The following is an 18,978-nucleotide window of genomic DNA, read 5'->3' on the forward strand; positions in this document are numbered from 1 at the left end:
TTTAATAGTCTCACTATTTTATTTACTTATTTTTAAATAAAAATTAAATGTTAAAGTTGTTTTTTAACTAAAAGTCTCACTTGAATAAAGTTAAATTTATCAACATTACTAGTTTAAAGTTTTTTTATTTGTTTTTAAACAGATCTTATAATTTATGATAGCATCAGAAAGGTTAGTAACTTACATGTATGTTTTGTTGGCGGTGTATGCTGCTGTAATTTTATATTTTGTAATAAGAGGAGCGCGAAAAAACACGAACATAAAAGATTATGCTGTTGGTAATTTAGGGTTTCCATCTTGGGTTGTAGGGTTGTCATTAGCGGCTTCTATGACGAGTGCTGCCACCTTTATTATTAATCCTGGGTTTATTGCATTATATGGTGTTTCAGGGGTAATTTCTTTTGCAATCGTTCTGCCAATAGCAGCATTTATTTCGTTAATTGTTTTTACAAAAGGATTTGCAAAATATGGTAGTACGGTAAAAGCAACTACCATGGCTCAATGGATAGGAAAGCGGTATGATAGTAAAAGTTATGCTTTTTTCTTCGGAATTATAGCGCTGTTGTTAATTACGTTTATTGTGTTGATTAATGTAGGGCTTACACAAGTTATTTCAAAAGCTTTAAATACTGACCCTTTTTATGTGTTAATGGCAATCACAATATTTGTTTTTGGGTATATGATGTTTGGAGGAGCCAACTCTATGGTATATACGAATACAATTCAGGCTATTATTATGTTTATAGTAGCTCTGATTTTAATAGGTTCGGGATATCATTTTTTTGATGAAGGAATAGGAGGGTTTATGGATAAATTATCTAGTATAGATCCAAATCTAACCAAAACAACCAACGCAACGAGTTTTCTATTTCGTGATTATTTTGAAATTATAGTAGCACAAGTAATTATTGGAGTAGCAATTGTTTGTCAGCCTCATATCATAACTAAATCACTTTTACTTAAAGATGCTTCAAAAGTTAATAAATACTTATTTAGTGGAATTGTTTTTATGGTTGTGTTTTTTTTAGTGGTAATTGTAGGTCTATATGCGAGAATTAGTTTCCCTGATTTAACTGTTGATGGGAGGGCAATAAAAATGGATGAAATTATACCAACGTATGTTGTGAGTAAGTTTTCTGTAGGAGTAGGCCTAATTATAGTTGTGGGACTTATTTCTGCAGGACTTTCTACTTTGGAGAGTCTAATACAATCGTTGTCAATAACAATTACATCAGATATACTAAAACCAATATTTAAAGATCAAATTAACAACAATACAATAACAATAAATAAGGTTGTAATTGTTCTTTTAGGGGTTGTAAGTTTTTTATTGAGTTGGCAGCAAATAAAAAGTCCAGATGTAAGTGTAGCTATTTTTGCTCAAAATGGAGTGTACGCTTATTTTGCAGCAGCCTTTGTACCTGTTTTGTTCGGAACTTTTTTGAAAAACGTGTCAACAAGATCAGTTTTTATAGCAAGTATAACTGCTATTGTGGTGCATTTTGGTATTTATTACGGAAGAATAACTCCTTACATGCAAGAACCAGTGAATAACCCAGGAGTATCTGCAGCTTTTGGCATAGTAGCATCACTTATTGTTGGTTTTATTTTTTATAAATTGGATTTGAAAAAAACTCTTAAATATGTTAAACTGGATAGCTAAGTGGGCAGATTATACACCTAACAAGGTGGCGCTGACATCGTATGACACTAATGAAAGTTATACATATAGTAGCTTAGATACATATGCTGATAAGTTAGTTGTTAAGTTTACAAAAATGGGGTTAGAAGAAGGAGATAGGGTTGCTGTTTTAGCAGAGCATGGTTTAGCATTTATTGTGCTTTTTGTTGCTTGTCAACGAATGGGAGTTGTCTTAGTGCCTTTAAACTATCGTCTTTCAATAAGTGAACTTCAAAGATTAGTGTCTGACTGTACTCCAAGTCTATTTATATATAGTAAGAGTTTTACAGATAAGGTAGAAGGGTTGCAATTAGGTGAAACTTCTACTCTTTTAATGAATGATGTAAAATATTTTTATCAGAGTAAGACAATAAAAATTTTAAAAAGAGAATATAAAATTAAAGAAGATAGCCCACTCTTTATATTTTATACGTCAGGAACAACAGGAGACCCTAAAGGTGTTGTATATACTAATAAAATGTTGTTTTGGAATAGCTTGAACACCTCTATGCAATTAGGAATTACTTTTAGAGATTCTACGCTAAACACATTACCTCCTTACCATACTTCAGGGTGGAATGTTTTTGTAACACCACTATTACATAAAGGAGGACATATAGGTATGTTAGAAAAGTTTGATGCAGAAAAGGTGTTATGTTTGTTAGAGTTGAATAAAATGAGTCTATTTTTAGCACTTCCCACTATGCTGTTAATGATGCAAAAAACAGCTGTTTTTAAAAAAGTTGGACTTCAGGAACTAAGATATATTATTTCAGGAGGAGAAAAAGTACCACCTGAATTAGTGTCATATTGGAAGCAAAAAAAGAATATTTATATTCGACCAGGATATGGTTTAACTGAAGCTGGTCCTAGTATTACCTCATTGCATCATAAAATGGCCGCATTAAAACCTAATTCTATCGGAAAACCTAATTTTTACCTAGATACAAAAATTGTTGATGAGAAAGGAAAAGAAGTAGGAGTAAATGAAGTTGGTGAATTGTGTATTCGAGGAGAGATTGTGACCCCAGGTTATTGGAATAACTCAGTGAAAACAAGTAATAATATTAAAAAAGGGTGGTTGTTTACAGGCGATTATGTTTATAAGGATGAAGATGGGTATTTATATGTAAAGGGAAGAAAAAACGATATGTATATATCGGGTGGAGAAAATATTTATCCGCAAGAAATAGAAGCGCACTTAGAGTCTTTAAATGAGATAAAAAAAGCAGTAGTTCTGAGTGTTAAAGATAAGAAATGGGGTGAAACAGGAATTGCTTTTGTTACTGTTATAAATAAAAATATTACAGTAGAAAAAGTGAGACTTCAACTAAAAAAAACATTAGCATCTTATAAGCACCCAAAGTATATTTTCTTTTTAGATGAGATACCTTTAACCAGTGTGGGGAAAGTTTCAAGAAAAGACTTGTTACGCTATTATAACTCAATAAAAATATAAAAAAATGAAACAGTTAGGTTTAGCACTAATTTTCATATTAACAAGTACTATAGTGCTTGCACAAAACCCAAAAAAATCAATGAAAAAGCTTCTTTCAGCATATGAATTTAAAACTCGATGTGTAAAAGTTGATGATATAGAAATGACTTATCTTAAAGAAGGTAAGGGAGACAAAACCTTACTTTTTTTACATGGCTTAAGTAGTAATGCTGATGCTTGGTTTAAAAACATAGAAACTCTAAAAGAAAATTACACTTGTGTGGCTATTGATTTACCAGGTCATGGAAAATCTTCAAAACCAGAAGAAGCTTATACACCTACATTCTTTGCTGATGTAGTGTTTAAATTTATTAAAAAGAAAAGGTTGAAAAATGTGATTTTAGTTGGTCATTCTATGGGAGGACAAGCAAGTATGAAGTTAGTATTAATGCATCCAGAGGTTATTGAAAAACTAGTGTTAATAGCCCCAGCAGGATTAGAGCAGTTTTCAGAAGCGCAAGGGAATATTCTTAAAAGTGTTTATACAGCTAAAGTTGTTAAAAACACGACAGATGATCAGATAACGAAAAATTATGCACTAAACTTTTATGAGCAACCAAAAGAGGTTTCAAAAATGATTGAAGATCGTATTCGAATTAAACAAGCGTCAGACTTTAATGCACATTGTGAAGCAATTGTAAAAAGTGTGTATGGAATGTTAGATGATCCTGTACATAAAGATTTGGAGAAAATATCTCAAAAAACTTTAGTTGTTTTTGGAAATAAAGATATGTTAATTCCGAATAGGTATTTACATCCGGAATTAACTATTCAAGATGTGGGAAATATAGCTGTAGATAAAATTAAAAATGTTACTGTTAAGTATGTAGAAAATTGTGGGCATTTTGCTCAGTTTGAAAAGCCTGAAAAAGTTAACTTGCTCATACAGGAATTTGTAGAAAGTGATTAATGAAAACAAAACTTAAGAAATTTACTGAATTTAGTAAAACTATTTTGCCAAATGAGGCGAAATATCTTCAAACAGTTTATCAATTTAAGGGCAAAGAAAAACAAGAAATAAGTAATCTGATAGTTAAAAATGCACTATCTAAAAATAAGACTATAGCCTTTAATACTTCTATTGATAAACGTAAGTATTCATATATAAAAAATTGGACACAGAAAAAGTTAGCAAGCATAGATGTTGATGTTACAATAGATTGGTTAATGTCTTTAAAAAAGAAAATTTTAACCGATGCAATTACATCTCAAGAAGAAAAAGAATTCCTTCAATACATAGTAGCATATAAAACAATAGAGTATAATTTTCAAAGCTTATACACATTAGCCAAAGAGTATAAATCTTACCTCTTAGTTCGAATGCGTTATAAAGACCATAAAATTGTGGCAAACTTCTTAAAAGAATACGAAACGCATTATAAAACTTCAAAAGAAATACATGAAAAACTGTATGAAGCAACTACAGATATTACCAATCAGTATACATTAAATAATATTGAAACAAAGCATTTAGAAAAATGGCTTTTACAGGTATTTAAAGATGAGTCTATTGATGGTAAAAATCGGTACCAATCCTTTGTTTTACTAGCTTTTATGTATACAAATTACAATGAGAATGATAAGTTAAAGTTGCTATTTGATCAAATTGATGAGTACTTCAGTCAAGGTAAAATGTATTCCAGACGTTTACTTTCTAATTATTACGCTAGTAGGGTTTTGTTACATTCTAAACAAAATGAGTTTAAAGAAGCAGAGTTTTATGGGTACTTATCAATTAGACAGAATAATAATGATACACTCATGTATTTGAATAACTTGGTAGCTATCTTACTAAGAAATAATAATCCAGAAGAAGCTTTCGATTTACTTCATAAGTATGAAAGTTTGTATAAAGAAATACATAACTATCATCAAAAAATAGGGTACTGTTCTTATAAAGTACGTGTACTTTCCGAACTTCATAAGTATAAACAAGCAGAAGCTACTGCAAGAACATTTTTAAGAAAGCATAAAAATGAAGTATTAAAACATCGTTGGCATCACTTTTTTACGTCCTATATAAATGTATTAGTCACAGAAGAAAAATACGAAGAAGTATTAAAATTAGCTTCAAAATTTAACTTGATAGAAAAAGAGAAAGAACGTCAAAAGAAAAATAATTACGTTCCTAATATATCATGGAGTATTTCACTATCAAGATATATGGAAGGAAAGATAAACTCTAGTCGTTTGCTAGAGGAAATAAAGAAACCTTTAGAAAATATTCAACCTACAATCAACCAAAAACAACTAATGTTTAAGGTGATAAATAAGCTTTCAGATAATTTACCTGAAGCATTTTTTAAACTAAAGTCACATATTGAGTAAATCTCTTTTAAAAAAGGAAATTTTGTTTGTTTTTGAAAGAAAAAACTTTAGTAAAGTAAAAAGTCACACTTTGTAGTTTTTGTTTTTAAAATAGTTTATTCTCTATTTACCAATAGATTGCGAGAGAAACAAACTTAATAACAATCTAAACTTATGAAAAAACTATTTTTCTTTTTAGTCTTAATAACTTCCTTAGCTGTTAAAGCTCAAAGTACAGGGAGTATTGAAGGGGTAATTACAGATGTTAACGGAGTTCCTTTGGGTGGTGCCACAGTATATATTAAAAGTATAGATAAAGGAATTGATACAGATTTTGATGGGAAATTTGCGATTGAAAATATAAAAACAGGAACTTATAATGTGTCTGTCTCATTTGTAGGCTTTGAAAGTGTAGTAAAAACAGTTGCTGTTGAAAGTGGAAAGAAAGTGCAATTAAATGCTTCTTTAAAAGAAGCAAGTAGTGTTTTAGATGAAGTCATCTTAACGGCAAATAAAAAACCGCAAAAAAGGACAGAAGTTCCAGCTACAGTTAGTGTTATTAATGCTAAAGATATTCAAGACTTTCCAAGTTTTAATATTGGAGAATTAGCAGCAAGACAAAAGGGTGTTGACTTTGTACGTAGTGGAGTTTTAGGAACAGGAATAAATATTCGCGGATTTAACTCTGCTTTTAACTCTAAAAACTTACAAATGACTGATGATAGAGTTTCTATGTTAATTGCTACAGGTTTGCCTTATGGTTCTTTTTCAACAGTAACCAAAGATGATGTTGAGCGTGTTGAGATTTTATTAGGCCCTAATGGTACATTATATGGTCCAAATGCGCACAATGGTTTAGTAAGTACAATAACTAAAAACCCAAGAACTTCAGAAGGAACAACAATTGCATTTGGAGCAGGAAGTCAAAATGTAATTACAGGAAGATTGCGTCACGCACAGGTGTTAAGTGATAAGTTTGCATATAAAATTCATTTAGAAAGTACACAAGGATCAGAGTTTGAGTATGTAGATAGTGTTTATGTGGGAACTAAAGCATATGGAGAGAAAAACCTAGATCGTGATTTTAATGCTTTAAAGTATGGAGCTTCTCTATATTTTAGACCTAATACAAGTTCTGAAATAACAGCATATTATGGGCATAGTAATAATACCAATTTAGCTGTAACCAACGCAGGACGTAACCAAATTAAAGACTGGACATTAGATATTGCTCAACTGAAGTATGTGTCTAAGAACTTCTTTGTTAATGCGTACTATACATGGAGTAAAACGGATGATACATACGCAATTAATCAACGTACACAAAACTATGTGTCGTTTATTGAAAATGGGTTTTCTGAAGAAGAATCTTGGAGTAGAGCATTGTATGAGCAATGGGTACCAGCATATGGGATAGCTATACCAAGAGGAGCGTTGTTTAAAGATGCTTCAGAGAGGTTTAATGCAGAGGCGCAGTATAATAATAATTGGGGTGATTTTTACTTAACAACTGGGGTGCAGTATCAATTGGATATGGCTGATTCTAAAGGGACTTACTTGTTGGATCAGGAAGGATCTATAGATATAGCTCAAAAAGGAGTGTACGGTCAATTTGAATATAAATTAGATTCAGGTTGGAATTTTCTAGCTGGAGTAAGATTGGATAACCATGATTTATACGGAACTAACTTTTTACCAAAAGCAGCAATAACAAAAACTATTGATGCGGGTACGTTTAGGTTAACTTATGGTAGAGGTATGGCAGTGCCTTCAATATTAAACTTAAAGGGAAATCTATTTGGAGGTTTAGTATTAGGAAACGGTGAAGGATTTACATTAACGGATGGTACTAAAATAGATAAGTTAGAAGTAGAAACTATTAACTCTTTTGAATTTGGATTTAATGGAAAGTTATCGGATAAGTTTTTTATCGATGCTAGTGCTTACTACAATATGTCAGAAAACTTTATTAGTCCGTTACGTAATATAGTTGATGCAGCCAATGGAAATTACGTAACTCATATGGGGGAACAACCTATTGATGAGGTTTCAGCAGGAGCTAGTACTTCACCGTTTTTATTAACGTATAGTAATTTTGGAAATGTAGATACTTATGGGGTTGATCTAGGTTTGAACTATTATTTTACTGATGCGATTAGAACATCGTTAAATTACTCATACTTTGGAAGAAGTTTAGATAAAGATGATTTAGGGAATGATGGTAATTTGGATGGAGTTGTCTTAGAAAGTGAACTACCTATTAATACACCAGAAAATAAACTTAGCTTAGGCTTGCATTATGGAGGAAAGAAGCTGTACGGAGCTCTTTTTGGTCGTTGGGTGCAAGATTATGACTTCTTTTCAGGAATTAATGTAGCCTCAAAAACGCAAGATTTGGATGGGGATGGTGTAAGCGAAATTGTGGAAAATGCTCGTGTAGGAAGAACATGGAACTATGGTTCGTTAGGTGGCTTTACTGTAGATGCAAACCTAGGATATAATCTAAACGATAACGTTTCAGTTGGGGTTAATGTTAGTAATATTTTTGATGCAAGTATAAGAGAGTTTGTTGCTTCACCAGAAATAGGAAGGCTAATTTCATTCGAGTTGAAGTATAATTTCAATGCGTTTAAGAAAAAGTAAAGCCAATTAATTAAGCTTGTAGAGTATGCCAAAAATAAAAGTAAATAAAATAGAGCTTAATTATGAAGAATATGGAAAAGGCGAAGTCCTTTTGTTTCTTCATGGATTAGGTTCTACCAAGGCAGATTGGGATGCGCAAGTTCCTTTCTTTTCAAAAAAATATCGTGTTGTGGTAGTAGATCTTAGAGGGCATGGAAAAACATCCATTCCTTCTAAGGATTATGGAGTAAGATTTATGACTGAGGATATTAAGCAGTTGTTAGATGTTTTAAAAATAGAAAAAACTAGCGTTGTAGGATTCTCTATGGGAGGAGCTGTAGCCTTTCAACTAGCGTACGATAGCCCTGAAAAAATAAAGAACTTGGTGATTGTAAATAGTGGTCCAGATTTCAATAATATGGGAAAGATAGGAGAAGATCTATTGAATAACAGAACAGAGTTTTTAAAAACAAAAGGATTAGGCGCTTTAGCAAAAGAAATAGCATATAATATGTTTCCTGAAGATACTCAGGTTGATATGAGAAATCAATTTGAAGAACGATGTAAGGAGAATGATTATGATGCGTATTATAATTCATTTGTTACACTAATGAATTGGGGCTTGGGAGATAAATTAAAAGAAATTAAAACTAGAACACTAATTGTAGCTTCCGATATGGACTATACTCCTGTTTCGTTTAAAGAAGAATACGTTAAAAGAATGCCTAACGCAGAATTGAGTGTCATTAAAAACTCAAGACACGGAACAGTTATAGATCAGCCAAAGGAATTTAATAAAATACTCGAAAATTTTTTAAACTATGAATAAAGTAGCATTAATAACGGGAAGTACTAGTGGTATCGGTTTAGGTATTGCAGAAGGTTTTGCCAAAGCAGGTTACAGTATTATGTTTCATGGCTTAGAGGCTAATGGGGCTAGCATAGCTAAAGAAGTAGGAGGTAAGTATAATGTAGAAGTTTCTTTTTCAAATGCAAATTTACTCGTTGCAGATGAGGTTGAGAAATTAATTGAGCAAACAATAAAGAAGTTCGGAATGTTGCATATACTTGTTAACAATGCAGGAATACAGTATGTTGCCCCAATAGAAGATTTTCCAAATAATAAGTACGAAAATATCATTGCTATTAATATGAATGCTGCTTTCTATGCTTCTAAAAAAGCATGGGAATTTATGAAAAACCAGAATTTTGGTAGAATTATTAATGTCTCGTCTGTTCATGGTTTAAGAGCATCCGAGTTTAAAACAGCGTATGTGGCTTCAAAACATGGTGTAATAGGTATGACTAAGGTATTAGCCTTAGAAGGAGCTGAATATAACATAACGTGTAATGCAATTTGTCCAGGATATGTAAAAACGCCTTTAGTAGAAGGTCAAATAAAAGACCAAGCTAAAGCACATAATATGTCTGCCGAGGAAGTTGTAGAGAAAGTAATGCTAAAAAAACAAGCGGTAAAAGAATTTGTTTCGTTGGAAACAATTACAGATATGGCTTTGTTGTTAGCAAAAGACAGTTCTTCAACCATAACAGGAACCTCATTTGCCTTAGATGGGGGTTGGAGTGCTCAATAACATTAAAAACTATTGTTTCTTTAATTTTTGAATATGTAAGAACACAGCGGTCAAATTTATTTTTTAAGTAGACAAGGCAGCTGCGTGAAGTTTAAGTTTAGTTAAAACAAAAAAGCCAATCTATAAATAGATTGGCTTTTGCTTTTCAGCTCCCCCTCTTGGGCTCGAACCAAGGACCCTCTGATTAACAGTCAGATGCTCTAACCAACTGAGCTAAGGAGGAATGTTCGTATAGAACAATATATATGTATTGTAGAAATTATCGGCTTCTACGTTGCCTTTGCTCCCCCTCTTGGGCTCGAACCAAGGACCCTCTGATTAACAGTCAGATGCTCTAACCAACTGAGCTAAGGAGGAATTTAAAACATGCTTGTCTTAAAATGCGAGTGCAAATTTAAGTGCTTTTTTTATATCTGCAAATTATTTTTGATAAAAAGTACAAGTAAAATCTTTTATTTCTGAATTTCAGTAATTTATTTTTTAAAAATTATCCTTTTAACTGAAATTTAACAAAAAGCTAATACTCGTTAAAGAGTTTAAAATTAGACTAAAAAGGAATGGTATTTTTCGTAAAAGTTGTACTTTTGTCACCATTATTCTTATAGATAGAAAAGTATAACAAAATATATGGACAAGTTTTCGTTCTTAAACGCAGCACATGCAGGTTTTATAGGTGATTTGTATGAACAATATCAAAAAAATCCTGATGCGATAGAACCAAGTTGGAGAAGTTTTTTTCAAGGATATGATTTGGCTAACGAGAATTACTCATTAACAGATGAAGAAGTTTCGGTAGAAGTCCCTGAAGAAGTACGTAAAGAGTTTTTAGTAATCGATTTAATCAATGGTTACCGTACCCGTGGTCATTTGTTTACCAAAACAAACCCAGTACGAAATAGAAGAACATACACTCCAACATTAGATATTGAGAACTTTGGACTAAATCAATCAGATTTATCCACTGTTTTTAGTGCAGGAGAAATTTTAGGTATAGGGCCTAAAAGTTTAGCAGAAATTATAAATTATTTAAAATCTGTTTTCTGTGAAAGCATCGGAGTAGAGTACATGTATGTACGAAACCCTGAAGAGTTAAAATGGTGGAACGAGCGTTTGAATAAAAATGCAAACCACCCTAGTTATGATGTAGAGTCTAAGAAATACATTCTTACGAAGCTTAATCAAGCATCAACTTTCGAAAGCTTTTTACAAACTAAATATGTTGGGCAGAAACGATTCTCTGTAGAAGGAGGTGAAACGTTAATCCCAGGAGTAAGTGTAGCGTTAAGAGACGCAGCTGAAGAATACGGAGTAGAAGAGTGTGTGTTAGGAATGGCACACCGTGGACGCTTAAATACTTTGGTAAACATTTTCAAAAAGCCAATTCGCGATTTATTTAGTGAGTTTGAAGGGAAAGATTTTGAAGATCAAGAAATTGATGGAGATGTTAAATATCACTTAGGTTTAACTTTAAGCAAAGCATATCAAGGTGGACAAAAGATGAAGATGAATTTAGTTCCAAATCCATCTCACTTAGAAACAGTTGATGCAGTTGCAGAAGGAATTGTTAGGGCTAAAATAGATAAAGATTACGAAGGGAACGAAAATAAAGTACTTCCAATTTTAGTACATGGTGATGCGGCAGTAGCGGCTCAAGGAATAGTATATGAAGTTGTGCAAATGGCACAATTAAATGGTTACAAAACAGGAGGTACTATTCATATTGTGGTAAATAACCAAGTTGGTTTTACAACTAATTACTTAGACGCACGTTCAAGTACATATTGTACTGATGTAGCAAAAGTAACATTATCTCCAGTGCTACATGTAAATGCAGACGATGCAGAAGCAGTATGTCACGCAATGGAAATGGCAGTTGAATATCGTATGAAATTCAATAAAGATATTTTTATTGACTTATTAGGGTATCGAAAGTATGGTCATAACGAAGGTGATGAACCACGTTTTACACAGCCAAAACTATATAAAGCAATTTCTAAGCACAAAAATGCAAGAGAAATTTATGCTAATAAATTAATTGAAGAAGGAAGTATAACAGCGGACTACTTACAAAAGATTACAGATGAATTTAAGGCGCACTTAGAAGCTGAATTTACAGAGTCTAAAAAGAAAGAAACGTCTAAGATTCAAGAGTTCATGCCTGATGTATGGGAAGGGTTTGTACGCAAGCAATTGCAAGAAATGTTACAACCTGTAGATACAACTTATTCGGTAGAAGACTTAAAAGGAATTGCAAGAGTTATTTCAAAAACACCAGAAGGACATAAATTTGTTCGTAAGGCAGAACGTATCTTAAAGGGACGTGAAAAAATGGTTTTTGAAGACAATTTGTTAGATTGGGGTACTGCTGAAAATTTAGCATATGGTACGTTATTAGAAGAAGGATATGATGTTCGTATTTCTGGAGAAGATGTAGAAAGAGGAACATTCTCTCACCGTCATGCAATTATGCGTGATGAGGAAACCTTAGAACGTGTTAACTTATTAAACACAAACCCTAAGAATAAAGGAGAGATGACTATTTACAACTCTCATTTATCAGAATACGGAGTTTTAGGTTTCGACTATGGATATGCAATGGCAACTCCTAATACCTTAACAATTTGGGAAGCTCAGTTTGGTGATTTCGCTAATGGAGCACAAATCATGTTCGACCAATATATTTCTTCGGCAGAAGACAAATGGAAGTTACAAAACGGATTGGTAATGTTATTACCTCACGGGTATGAAGGTCAGGGACCAGAGCACTCGTCAGGTAGGATAGAACGTTTCTTACAATCATCATCAACAGATAACTGGACAATAGCAAACTGTTCTACACCAGCGAATATGTATCACATTTTGCGTCGTCAGATGAAACGTGATTTTAGAAAACCATTAGTTGTTTTCACTCCAAAGAGTTTATTACGTTTACCAAAAGCTGTAAATTCTATTGAAGATTTAGCAAACGGAACTTTCCAAGAAGTAATTGATGATACTATCGATACCTCTAAAGCGAAGAAAATGGTGTTCTGTACAGGTAAATTCTATTACGATTTATTAGAAGAGCGTGAAAAGTTAGGTAGAGAAGATGTAGCTTTAATTCGTATAGAACAGTTATTCCCATTACACAACGATAAGATTAAGGAGGTAATGGATAAGTATCCAAATGTAGAACGTTACGTTTGGGCACAAGAAGAACCTAAAAATATGGGAGCTTGGAGTTATATGTTAGAGCGTTTTGAATTAGCAAGATTAGAATGTGCTTCGGAAGAGTATCGTTCAGCACCTGCAGCAGGTTCAAGTGCACGTTTTAAAAGACGTCATCAAGCTATTATAGATAAGGTTTTTGATTAAAAATTAAAATGCGTAAGGGATTGTAGCAAGCTGCCATGTAGCGCGAAAAGCCCGACCCGAAAGGGAAACGCCCAAATAAAAGAAATAAAATAATTCAGATATATAAAATTTAGAACTGATGGTTTTAGAAATGAAAGTTCCTTCTCCGGGGGAATCAATTACAGAAGTAGAAATTGCAACTTGGTTAGTTGAAGATGGTGATTACGTTGAGAAAGATCAACCAATTGCTGAAGTAGATTCTGACAAAGCAACGTTAGAATTGCCTGCGGAAGAAAGCGGAATAATCACTTTAAAAGCTGAAGAAGGTGATGCAGTAGCAGTAGGTGCAGTAGTTTGTCATATTGATATGGATGCTGCAAAACCAGAAGGAACTGGAGCACCAAAAGCTGAGACGCCAAAAGCTGAAGAGAAAAAAGAAGCACCTAAAGCTGAACCAGCTAAAGAAACATATGCAACAGGTACAGCATCTCCAGCAGCTAAAAAAGTATTAGCTGAAAAAGGAATTAGTGCATCTGATGTTAAAGGAACAGGTAAAGACGGTCGTGTAACTAAAGAAGACGCTGTAAATGCAGTACCTTCAATGGGAACTCCAGGAATGGGGTCTCGTGGTACAGAGCGTAAAAAATTATCAATGTTACGTCGTAAGGTTGCTGAGCGTTTAGTTTCTGTAAAGAATGAAACAGCAATGTTAACTACGTTTAACGAAGTAAACATGCAGCCAATTTTCGATTTACGTAACGAGTATAAAGAAGAATTTAAAGCAAAACACGGAGTAGGTTTAGGTTTTATGTCTTTCTTTACAAAAGCAGTTGTACGTGCATTACAAATGTATCCAGCTGTTAACTCTATGATCGATGGTAAAGAAATGGTATCGTTTGATTTCCAAGATATTTCTATTGCAGTATCAGGTCCTAAAGGATTAATGGTTCCTGTTATTAGAAATGCTGAAAACTTAACATTTAGAGGAGTTGAAAGTGAAGTAAAACGTTTGGCATTACGTGCACGTGATGGTCAAATTACTGTTGATGAAATGACAGGTGGTACGTTTACTATCACTAATGGTGGTGTATTTGGTTCTATGTTATCTACACCAATTATCAACCCTCCACAAAGTGGAATTTTAGGAATGCATAATATTGTAAATCGTCCAATGGCGGTGAATGGAGAAGTAGTGATTCAGCCAATTATGTATGTAGCATTATCTTACGACCATAGAATTATCGATGGTAAAGAATCTGTTGGTTTCTTAGTAGCTGTAAAAGAAGCATTAGAAAACCCAGTAGAATTATTAATGGATAACAATCCTAAGAAAGCTTTAGAAATGTAAACCAAAATTTGGTTTTATAGATATGAAATCCTGTACTAAAGTGCAGGATTTTTTTTGTTTAAATTTTTAGTAACTTTAATAGCTATAAAATCAACTGATTATGAAAGTTACTGAAGAAGGGTTTACTGTTTACCATAACTTTCCTATAAAAGAGTTATCTAATAAGGTTTTTAAAGCAATTACTAACCCAGGTGATTTGGTTCATTGGTGGCCATTAAAATGTAGTGGAGTACCTGAGTTAGGAGCAGAATATAATTTTTTCTTTGGAGAACCATATAATTGGTACGGAGAAGTAGTTAAGTATAAAAAAAATGAATCTTTTTATATAAAAATGACAAAGTCGGATGAAGACTGGAATCCAACAACTTTCGGTTTTGACTTGTTTGAAAAAGATGAAGGAGTAACTTGGGTGCATTTTTTTCATAAAGGTTGGGTAGAACAAAACAATCATTTTAAGCATTCCTCTTATTGTTGGGCATTGTTATTAAATGGACTTAAAAATTATGTGGAAAAAGGAATTATTATACCTTTTGAAGAGAGAAATTAAAAATATAAGATTATGAAATTAGGGGCTTTTTCAATCAGTCTATCAGTTAAAGACATAGATAAATCCAAAGATTTTTATGAAATGCTTGGGTTTACTGTTTTTGCAGGTGAGTTAGAGAAGAATTATTTGATTATGAAAAACGGAAACTCATTAATTGGGTTGTTTCAAGGAATGTTTGAAAACAATATTCTCACTTTCAATCCGGGTTGGGATGAAAATGCAAACACGTTAGATGATTTTGATGATGTAAGAGACATTCAAAAGCATTTAAGAGAAAACCATATCAAGTTAAAAAGAGAAGTAGATAAAGATACTAAAGGGCCTGCAAGTATCGTTTTCTTTGATCCTGATGGAAATACAATTTTAATAGACCAACATGTGTAAAAAGCAACGAAAACAATTATTGTTTTCATTGCTTTTAATATGTGTAATAAGGGGAAATTATTCTTTACTATTTAAGTTCCAATCGTATTCTAAATACACAACTTCAGCATTATCATTAGCTTTAATATCGGAATATTTATTAATATAATCAACTAAGGTATTACGAGAAGTAAAATCTTCTTGGTACCATTGAAATATTTTTGATACTTCAACCTTGGTTAAGGTTATTTTATTTTTTGTAGAGTCATTTATAAAAGCTTTCATTAGGTTTTTTAACTCATTTTCTACATTGTTTTTGGTAAAAGCAAAGTTTACAAACCTAGGACCAGATTTAGAAGCGGCGTTCAACGCAACATGAATTCTAGGGTCGTCATACCATCTTCTAAGTATCTTATGTTCAATGTAGTCAAGTGAGTACAATTTTTTACCAACTGATGCAAATGGAATTTTCCATGCATTTCTTCCTTTACGCTTTATGTCAGTGATTTTCTTTAAAGGATAACTATCTAAAATTAATTTAATAGTATATGCATTGTAGGCGTTTATCCAGAAAGCTTTAGCTTCATTTGAAGACCATTTGTCACTAGGTATAGTATTTTCTAAGTGCTTGATATAGATATCCAATAGAGCACGGTTTTTTCTCAGTCCTTTGTAATCTACATCTCCTTCAGAGCTAACGTAGGTTTTTAAAAGAGCATCATATACATCAGTCTGTGCATGTGATTGGATGCTTACGAAAAGTAGTAAACATGTTAAAGTGAGGGTAATTGTTTTTCGCATTTTTTAAATTTTAAGTAAATAAATTAGTTTACGGTACTTTTGACGTAGACTGATTTAATTCATTACATAAAATTTTATAGAAGTAAAAAACCACCTGAAAAAGGTGGTTTTTGATTTAAGAAAATAGAAATTTTATTTTTTTCCTATAATTGAACTTAAAGCAATAATAATAATACCAACAGCAATAGTAATATATGAGTTGGTGTTGTCTTGTGCTTCTATTAGATCTACATCACCGATAGAAATTTGAGTTTCAGGTTTAAAAAGAGTGTATACTCCGTATGCTAAAATTACTATTCCAGAAATAAAAGCAATTGTTTTAAGTGAGTTGTTCATAATAGAATTGTTTCTTTTAAAGATAAGAAAAACAAATTATACAGCTAAATGAATGATTTTAGTTAGTATTATTTGTCATAAAATAGTCCTTTTGTCACAAATAAGGAACATTTCATACCATAGGGGCTTTCATTGTATGTGAGAGGATATGGGTCAGATATTTTTGATGTGGATTAATAAATAAAAATATCAAAAATGATTACGTATTCTTACACAAAAAGACCAATCTTATTTTTAAGTTTTATACTCTTTTTCTTTGCTAGTTGTATTGAAGAGGATTTACCTTCTAACATAAAACAGCAAAACTTCACAATAAAATCAAAGTCAACAAATTTTAAATATGATGTTAAAATAGGAAGCCTTAAAGAAGTTGATGTAAACAAAAATTATCATGTAGTTTATTTGCTAGATGGTGAGGATTATTATAATGAGTGTATGCAAATAATAAATTCAGAAAACAAAGAGAATATTATTATAGTAAGTATTGGTTATGCTGATGATAATGAAAGGGGAACTGACTATTCTTATCCGTATGATAGAGATTTTGATGGAGATTCAGGTGGAGCAAAGAGATTTATAGACTTTCTTAACTCTGAGTTAATACCTACAATTGAGGAAGATTACCAAATAATGAGCTTAACAAAAACAATCTATGGACATTCCCTTGGAGGATATTTCGCTTTGTATGTAATGATGCAAGAGGAGCAAGAAAATCCTTTTAATAATGCTATAGTGATAAGCCCAAATTTAATGTGGTATAACTCTTTTATTTTCGATTTAGAGAGCAATGCTAAGGAATTGAATTTATTAAACGGAAAAGGTATTTATATGTCTATGGGAGACTTAGAAGGAGTTGGTATGAATGCATCTTTTCAAGCTTTAACAAAACAACTTGAGCTTAGTAACTATAATGATTTTAATTTTAGTTATGAAAGGTTTGAAGATACTTCACATAGAAATAGCCCAATACAAGGATTTAAAAAAGGATTACAAATTATTGAATAATAAAATGAAGAATATCTTATATATACTATTATTGAGTTGTTTTATGATGAATGCTCAAGAATCTAATACTACTAGAAAGTGGAAATTAGAATTAGGTTACACAACTGATATAATCAATGCAAGTTTTGGAGAACATTATGGTTTAGTTTTTAAGGCAAAAAGGAAGATTTTAGAAAGTAAAAAAATAACTTTAATGGTCGGTGCAGGGTATCAAAATAGTTTTATAAATGAAGATGAAAACATGTTCACAAACCATGTAGGTGGCTATACAAGAGATATATCTTTTGTTGGTTTGTTTGACTTTAGTTTTTATCCATTTAATAAAAGGAGGTTTTATATGTCGGTTCAACCTTTTTTAGGGTATACAAATTTAAAATCTAAAGGGAGTTTATATATAGACCATTTAAACGTTTATGAGAAGTTTAAAAACTCATATTCTTATTTTAATTACGGAATGGTAAATTCTTTAGGCTATACTTTTAATAGGGTAACAGTAACTTTTGATATTTGGAGCTCGTTAAAAGGAATTACTGATAGTGGAAGGTTTAGACCTGGAGACTTTGATTCAAGGTTGTTTTTTGGTATGGGAGTAGGGTATATGTTATAAAAACATATCTATTTATAATACTTGTCAAACTCCTCTTTAAATAATTTAAACTTACTTCTTGATACAGGAACCTCATGTGAAACATCGGGAAATGAGATTTTATAGTTTCTTGCGTTTCCAGAGGTTCTTCTTATGTTTTTAATATTGATTATATAAGAACGATGCGTACTTAAAATAAAAGAGTAATCGGACAAACTATTAAGTAGTTTTTGAATAGATATTCTATAAGGTTTAACATCTACCGAATCAATATTTTTAGTGTAAATGTCTACATAGTTCCCCTCAGATTTAGCAAATAAGAAAGTAGTCAAATCAAGAATTAATGTTTCATTTACATTATTCGTTTTTATCGATAAAACAACATTTTTGTCTTTCTGTTTTAATTCTTTTTCTAGCTCTTTATTGTATGCTTTAACACTTCTTAAATTCTCTTTTAAGATGATAACATAGTTTACCCAAATAATGATAAATATAGGTACGGTACCTATTAAAATAACATAAATAAAAGTATTAACTAAGCTTAAAAAAAAGTTACTATTAGAAACATTCTTTAAAGGATATAAAAAACTGTTTTGAAAAAGAGCGATAGAAATAAGTATTCCTAGCGTAAAGAAAAACTCTCTAACAGTGTTCCAGCTTTCTTTAATTTCAGCAGTAAAAAAAACTTTAGGGACAAATTCAGTAAAAAATAAGATGCTTAAAAAAGTAACGAAGCTAGCAGATAAACAAGCATAAAGTTTGTTTACTAAAAATACATTGCTAACACTTGTGTTTTGCGGCGAGTAATAATTAATTAAAAATATAATTATGCTTAATACACAAGCAATAATAAGGTTTCTTTTGGTATGAAATAAATAAGGGTAGGGAATTGATAAGTTTTTAAAAAACTTAGATTTCATAACATTTAAAGAATTAAAAAGGCATTATGTTAATAATGC

16 protein-coding genes and 2 tRNA genes are annotated in these 18,978 nt (G+C 31.8%); 13 read left to right on the top strand and 5 right to left on the bottom strand.

The genetic code is table 11. The features are described from left to right. Positions 1 to 154 precede the first annotated feature (154 nt). The 7 genes from LCI24_RS13695 to LCI24_RS13725 all read left to right on the top strand — a co-directional run bounded on the left by LCI24_RS13695 (position 155) and on the right by LCI24_RS13725 (position 9,700). Entirely contained in the window at positions 155 to 1,663 is a 1,509-nt protein-coding gene (locus LCI24_RS13695; protein WP_274640883.1) for a sodium/pantothenate symporter, read from the top strand. Next, a complete protein-coding gene (locus tag LCI24_RS13700; RefSeq protein ID WP_274640884.1) occupies positions 1,644 to 3,140 on the top strand; it encodes a class I adenylate-forming enzyme family protein in 1,497 nt (498 codons plus the stop codon). Before LCI24_RS13695 ends, LCI24_RS13700 begins: the two co-directional genes overlap by 20 nt. A 4-nt stretch (positions 3,141 to 3,144) precedes the next feature. Continuing rightward, a complete protein-coding gene (locus tag LCI24_RS13705) occupies positions 3,145 to 4,089 on the top strand; it encodes an alpha/beta fold hydrolase (protein WP_274640885.1) in 945 nt (314 codons plus the stop codon). Next, entirely contained in the window at positions 4,089 to 5,507 is a 1,419-nt protein-coding gene (locus LCI24_RS13710) for a hypothetical protein (protein ID WP_274640886.1), read from the top strand. Before LCI24_RS13705 ends, LCI24_RS13710 begins: the two co-directional genes overlap by 1 nt. A gap of 153 nt (positions 5,508 to 5,660) precedes the next feature. Continuing rightward, entirely contained in the window at positions 5,661 to 8,129 is a 2,469-nt protein-coding gene (locus LCI24_RS13715) for a TonB-dependent receptor (protein ID WP_274640887.1), read from the top strand. A 25-nt stretch (positions 8,130 to 8,154) separates the two neighbouring features. Continuing rightward, positions 8,155 to 8,937, top strand: a complete 783-nt coding sequence (locus LCI24_RS13720; RefSeq protein ID WP_274640888.1) for an alpha/beta fold hydrolase — start codon at positions 8,155 to 8,157, stop codon at positions 8,935 to 8,937. Continuing rightward, positions 8,930 to 9,700 carry a 3-hydroxybutyrate dehydrogenase gene (locus tag LCI24_RS13725; protein ID WP_274640889.1) on the top strand — a complete coding sequence of 257 codons (771 nt, stop codon included), beginning with the start codon at positions 8,930 to 8,932 and terminating at the stop codon, positions 9,698 to 9,700. The genes LCI24_RS13720 and LCI24_RS13725 overlap by 8 nt, the downstream gene beginning before the upstream one ends. Before the next feature lie 149 nt (positions 9,701 to 9,849). Here the strand turns inward: LCI24_RS13725 and LCI24_RS13730 are convergent. Together LCI24_RS13730 and LCI24_RS13735 are read right to left on the bottom strand one after the other, a co-directional pair. Further along, a tRNA-Asn gene (locus LCI24_RS13730) sits at positions 9,850 to 9,923 on the bottom strand. A 60-nt stretch (positions 9,924 to 9,983) separates the two neighbouring features. Continuing rightward, positions 9,984 to 10,057: transfer RNA gene (locus LCI24_RS13735), tRNA-Asn, on the bottom strand. Between the two features lie 270 nt (positions 10,058 to 10,327). Here LCI24_RS13735 and LCI24_RS13740 point away from each other — a divergent pair. From LCI24_RS13740 to LCI24_RS13755, 4 genes are all read left to right on the top strand, one after another. Next, positions 10,328 to 13,054 (top strand): 2-oxoglutarate dehydrogenase E1 component, encoded by a 2,727-nt coding sequence (locus LCI24_RS13740; RefSeq protein WP_274640890.1) that lies wholly within the window; start codon positions 10,328 to 10,330, stop codon positions 13,052 to 13,054. 118 nt (positions 13,055 to 13,172) lie between these two features. After that, a complete protein-coding gene (gene odhB, locus LCI24_RS13745; RefSeq protein ID WP_274640891.1) occupies positions 13,173 to 14,381 on the top strand; it encodes a 2-oxoglutarate dehydrogenase complex dihydrolipoyllysine-residue succinyltransferase in 1,209 nt (402 codons plus the stop codon). A gap of 100 nt (positions 14,382 to 14,481) precedes the next feature. After that, positions 14,482 to 14,928 (top strand): SRPBCC family protein, encoded by a 447-nt coding sequence (locus LCI24_RS13750; protein WP_274640892.1) that lies wholly within the window; start codon positions 14,482 to 14,484, stop codon positions 14,926 to 14,928. 12 nt (positions 14,929 to 14,940) lie between these two features. Beyond that, on the top strand, positions 14,941 to 15,312 hold the full coding sequence (locus LCI24_RS13755) for a VOC family protein (RefSeq protein WP_274640893.1): 372 nt from the start codon (positions 14,941 to 14,943) through the stop codon (positions 15,310 to 15,312). A gap of 57 nt (positions 15,313 to 15,369) precedes the next feature. Here LCI24_RS13755 and LCI24_RS13760 read toward each other — a convergent pair whose 3' ends face one another. Both LCI24_RS13760 and LCI24_RS13765 read right to left on the bottom strand, forming a co-directional pair. Then, positions 15,370 to 16,092 (bottom strand): DUF547 domain-containing protein, encoded by a 723-nt coding sequence (locus LCI24_RS13760; protein ID WP_274640894.1) that lies wholly within the window; start codon positions 16,090 to 16,092, stop codon positions 15,370 to 15,372. A 132-nt stretch (positions 16,093 to 16,224) separates the two neighbouring features. Then, positions 16,225 to 16,428: a hypothetical protein gene (locus LCI24_RS13765; RefSeq protein ID WP_274640895.1), complete on the bottom strand. Its 204-nt coding sequence runs from the start codon at positions 16,426 to 16,428 to the stop codon at positions 16,225 to 16,227. Between the two features lie 195 nt (positions 16,429 to 16,623). On the opposite strand from LCI24_RS13765, the gene LCI24_RS13770 reads away from it, so the two are divergent. Together LCI24_RS13770 and LCI24_RS13775 are read left to right on the top strand one after the other, a co-directional pair. Further along, positions 16,624 to 17,433, top strand: a complete 810-nt coding sequence (locus LCI24_RS13770) for an alpha/beta hydrolase (protein ID WP_274640896.1) — start codon at positions 16,624 to 16,626, stop codon at positions 17,431 to 17,433. A gap of 4 nt (positions 17,434 to 17,437) precedes the next feature. Further along, entirely contained in the window at positions 17,438 to 18,040 is a 603-nt protein-coding gene (locus LCI24_RS13775; protein WP_274640897.1) for a hypothetical protein, read from the top strand. An 8-nt stretch (positions 18,041 to 18,048) separates the two neighbouring features. Here the strand turns inward: LCI24_RS13775 and LCI24_RS13780 are convergent, their stop codons facing one another. Next, positions 18,049 to 18,939, bottom strand: coding sequence for a LytTR family DNA-binding domain-containing protein (locus LCI24_RS13780; protein WP_274640898.1), 891 nt, complete (start codon positions 18,937 to 18,939; stop codon positions 18,049 to 18,051). Between the last annotated feature and the right edge of the window lie 39 nt (positions 18,940 to 18,978).

The organism is Tenacibaculum larymnensis (genome assembly GCF_028829235.1).
Taxonomy (GTDB): Bacteria; Bacteroidota; Bacteroidia; order Flavobacteriales; family Flavobacteriaceae; genus Polaribacter; species Polaribacter larymnensis.

Coding starts and splice junctions, on each gene's coding strand:
- LCI24_RS13695 (WP_274640883.1), top strand. CDS start 155: ATGATAGCATCAGAAAGGTTAGTAACTTACATGTATGTTTTGTTGGCG.
- LCI24_RS13700 (WP_274640884.1), top strand. CDS start 1,644: ATGTTAAACTGGATAGCTAAGTGGGCAGATTATACACCTAACAAGGTG.
- LCI24_RS13705 (WP_274640885.1), top strand. CDS start 3,145: ATGAAACAGTTAGGTTTAGCACTAATTTTCATATTAACAAGTACTATA.
- LCI24_RS13710 (WP_274640886.1), top strand. CDS start 4,089: ATGAAAACAAAACTTAAGAAATTTACTGAATTTAGTAAAACTATTTTG.
- LCI24_RS13715 (WP_274640887.1), top strand. CDS start 5,661: ATGAAAAAACTATTTTTCTTTTTAGTCTTAATAACTTCCTTAGCTGTT.
- LCI24_RS13720 (WP_274640888.1), top strand. CDS start 8,155: ATGCCAAAAATAAAAGTAAATAAAATAGAGCTTAATTATGAAGAATAT.
- LCI24_RS13725 (WP_274640889.1), top strand. CDS start 8,930: ATGAATAAAGTAGCATTAATAACGGGAAGTACTAGTGGTATCGGTTTA.
- LCI24_RS13740 (WP_274640890.1), top strand. CDS start 10,328: ATGGACAAGTTTTCGTTCTTAAACGCAGCACATGCAGGTTTTATAGGT.
- odhB (WP_274640891.1), top strand. CDS start 13,173: ATGGTTTTAGAAATGAAAGTTCCTTCTCCGGGGGAATCAATTACAGAA.
- LCI24_RS13750 (WP_274640892.1), top strand. CDS start 14,482: ATGAAAGTTACTGAAGAAGGGTTTACTGTTTACCATAACTTTCCTATA.
- LCI24_RS13755 (WP_274640893.1), top strand. CDS start 14,941: ATGAAATTAGGGGCTTTTTCAATCAGTCTATCAGTTAAAGACATAGAT.
- LCI24_RS13760 (WP_274640894.1), bottom strand. CDS start 16,092: ATGCGAAAAACAATTACCCTCACTTTAACATGTTTACTACTTTTCGTA.
- LCI24_RS13765 (WP_274640895.1), bottom strand. CDS start 16,428: ATGAACAACTCACTTAAAACAATTGCTTTTATTTCTGGAATAGTAATT.
- LCI24_RS13770 (WP_274640896.1), top strand. CDS start 16,624: ATGATTACGTATTCTTACACAAAAAGACCAATCTTATTTTTAAGTTTT.
- LCI24_RS13775 (WP_274640897.1), top strand. CDS start 17,438: ATGAAGAATATCTTATATATACTATTATTGAGTTGTTTTATGATGAAT.
- LCI24_RS13780 (WP_274640898.1), bottom strand. CDS start 18,939: ATGAAATCTAAGTTTTTTAAAAACTTATCAATTCCCTACCCTTATTTA.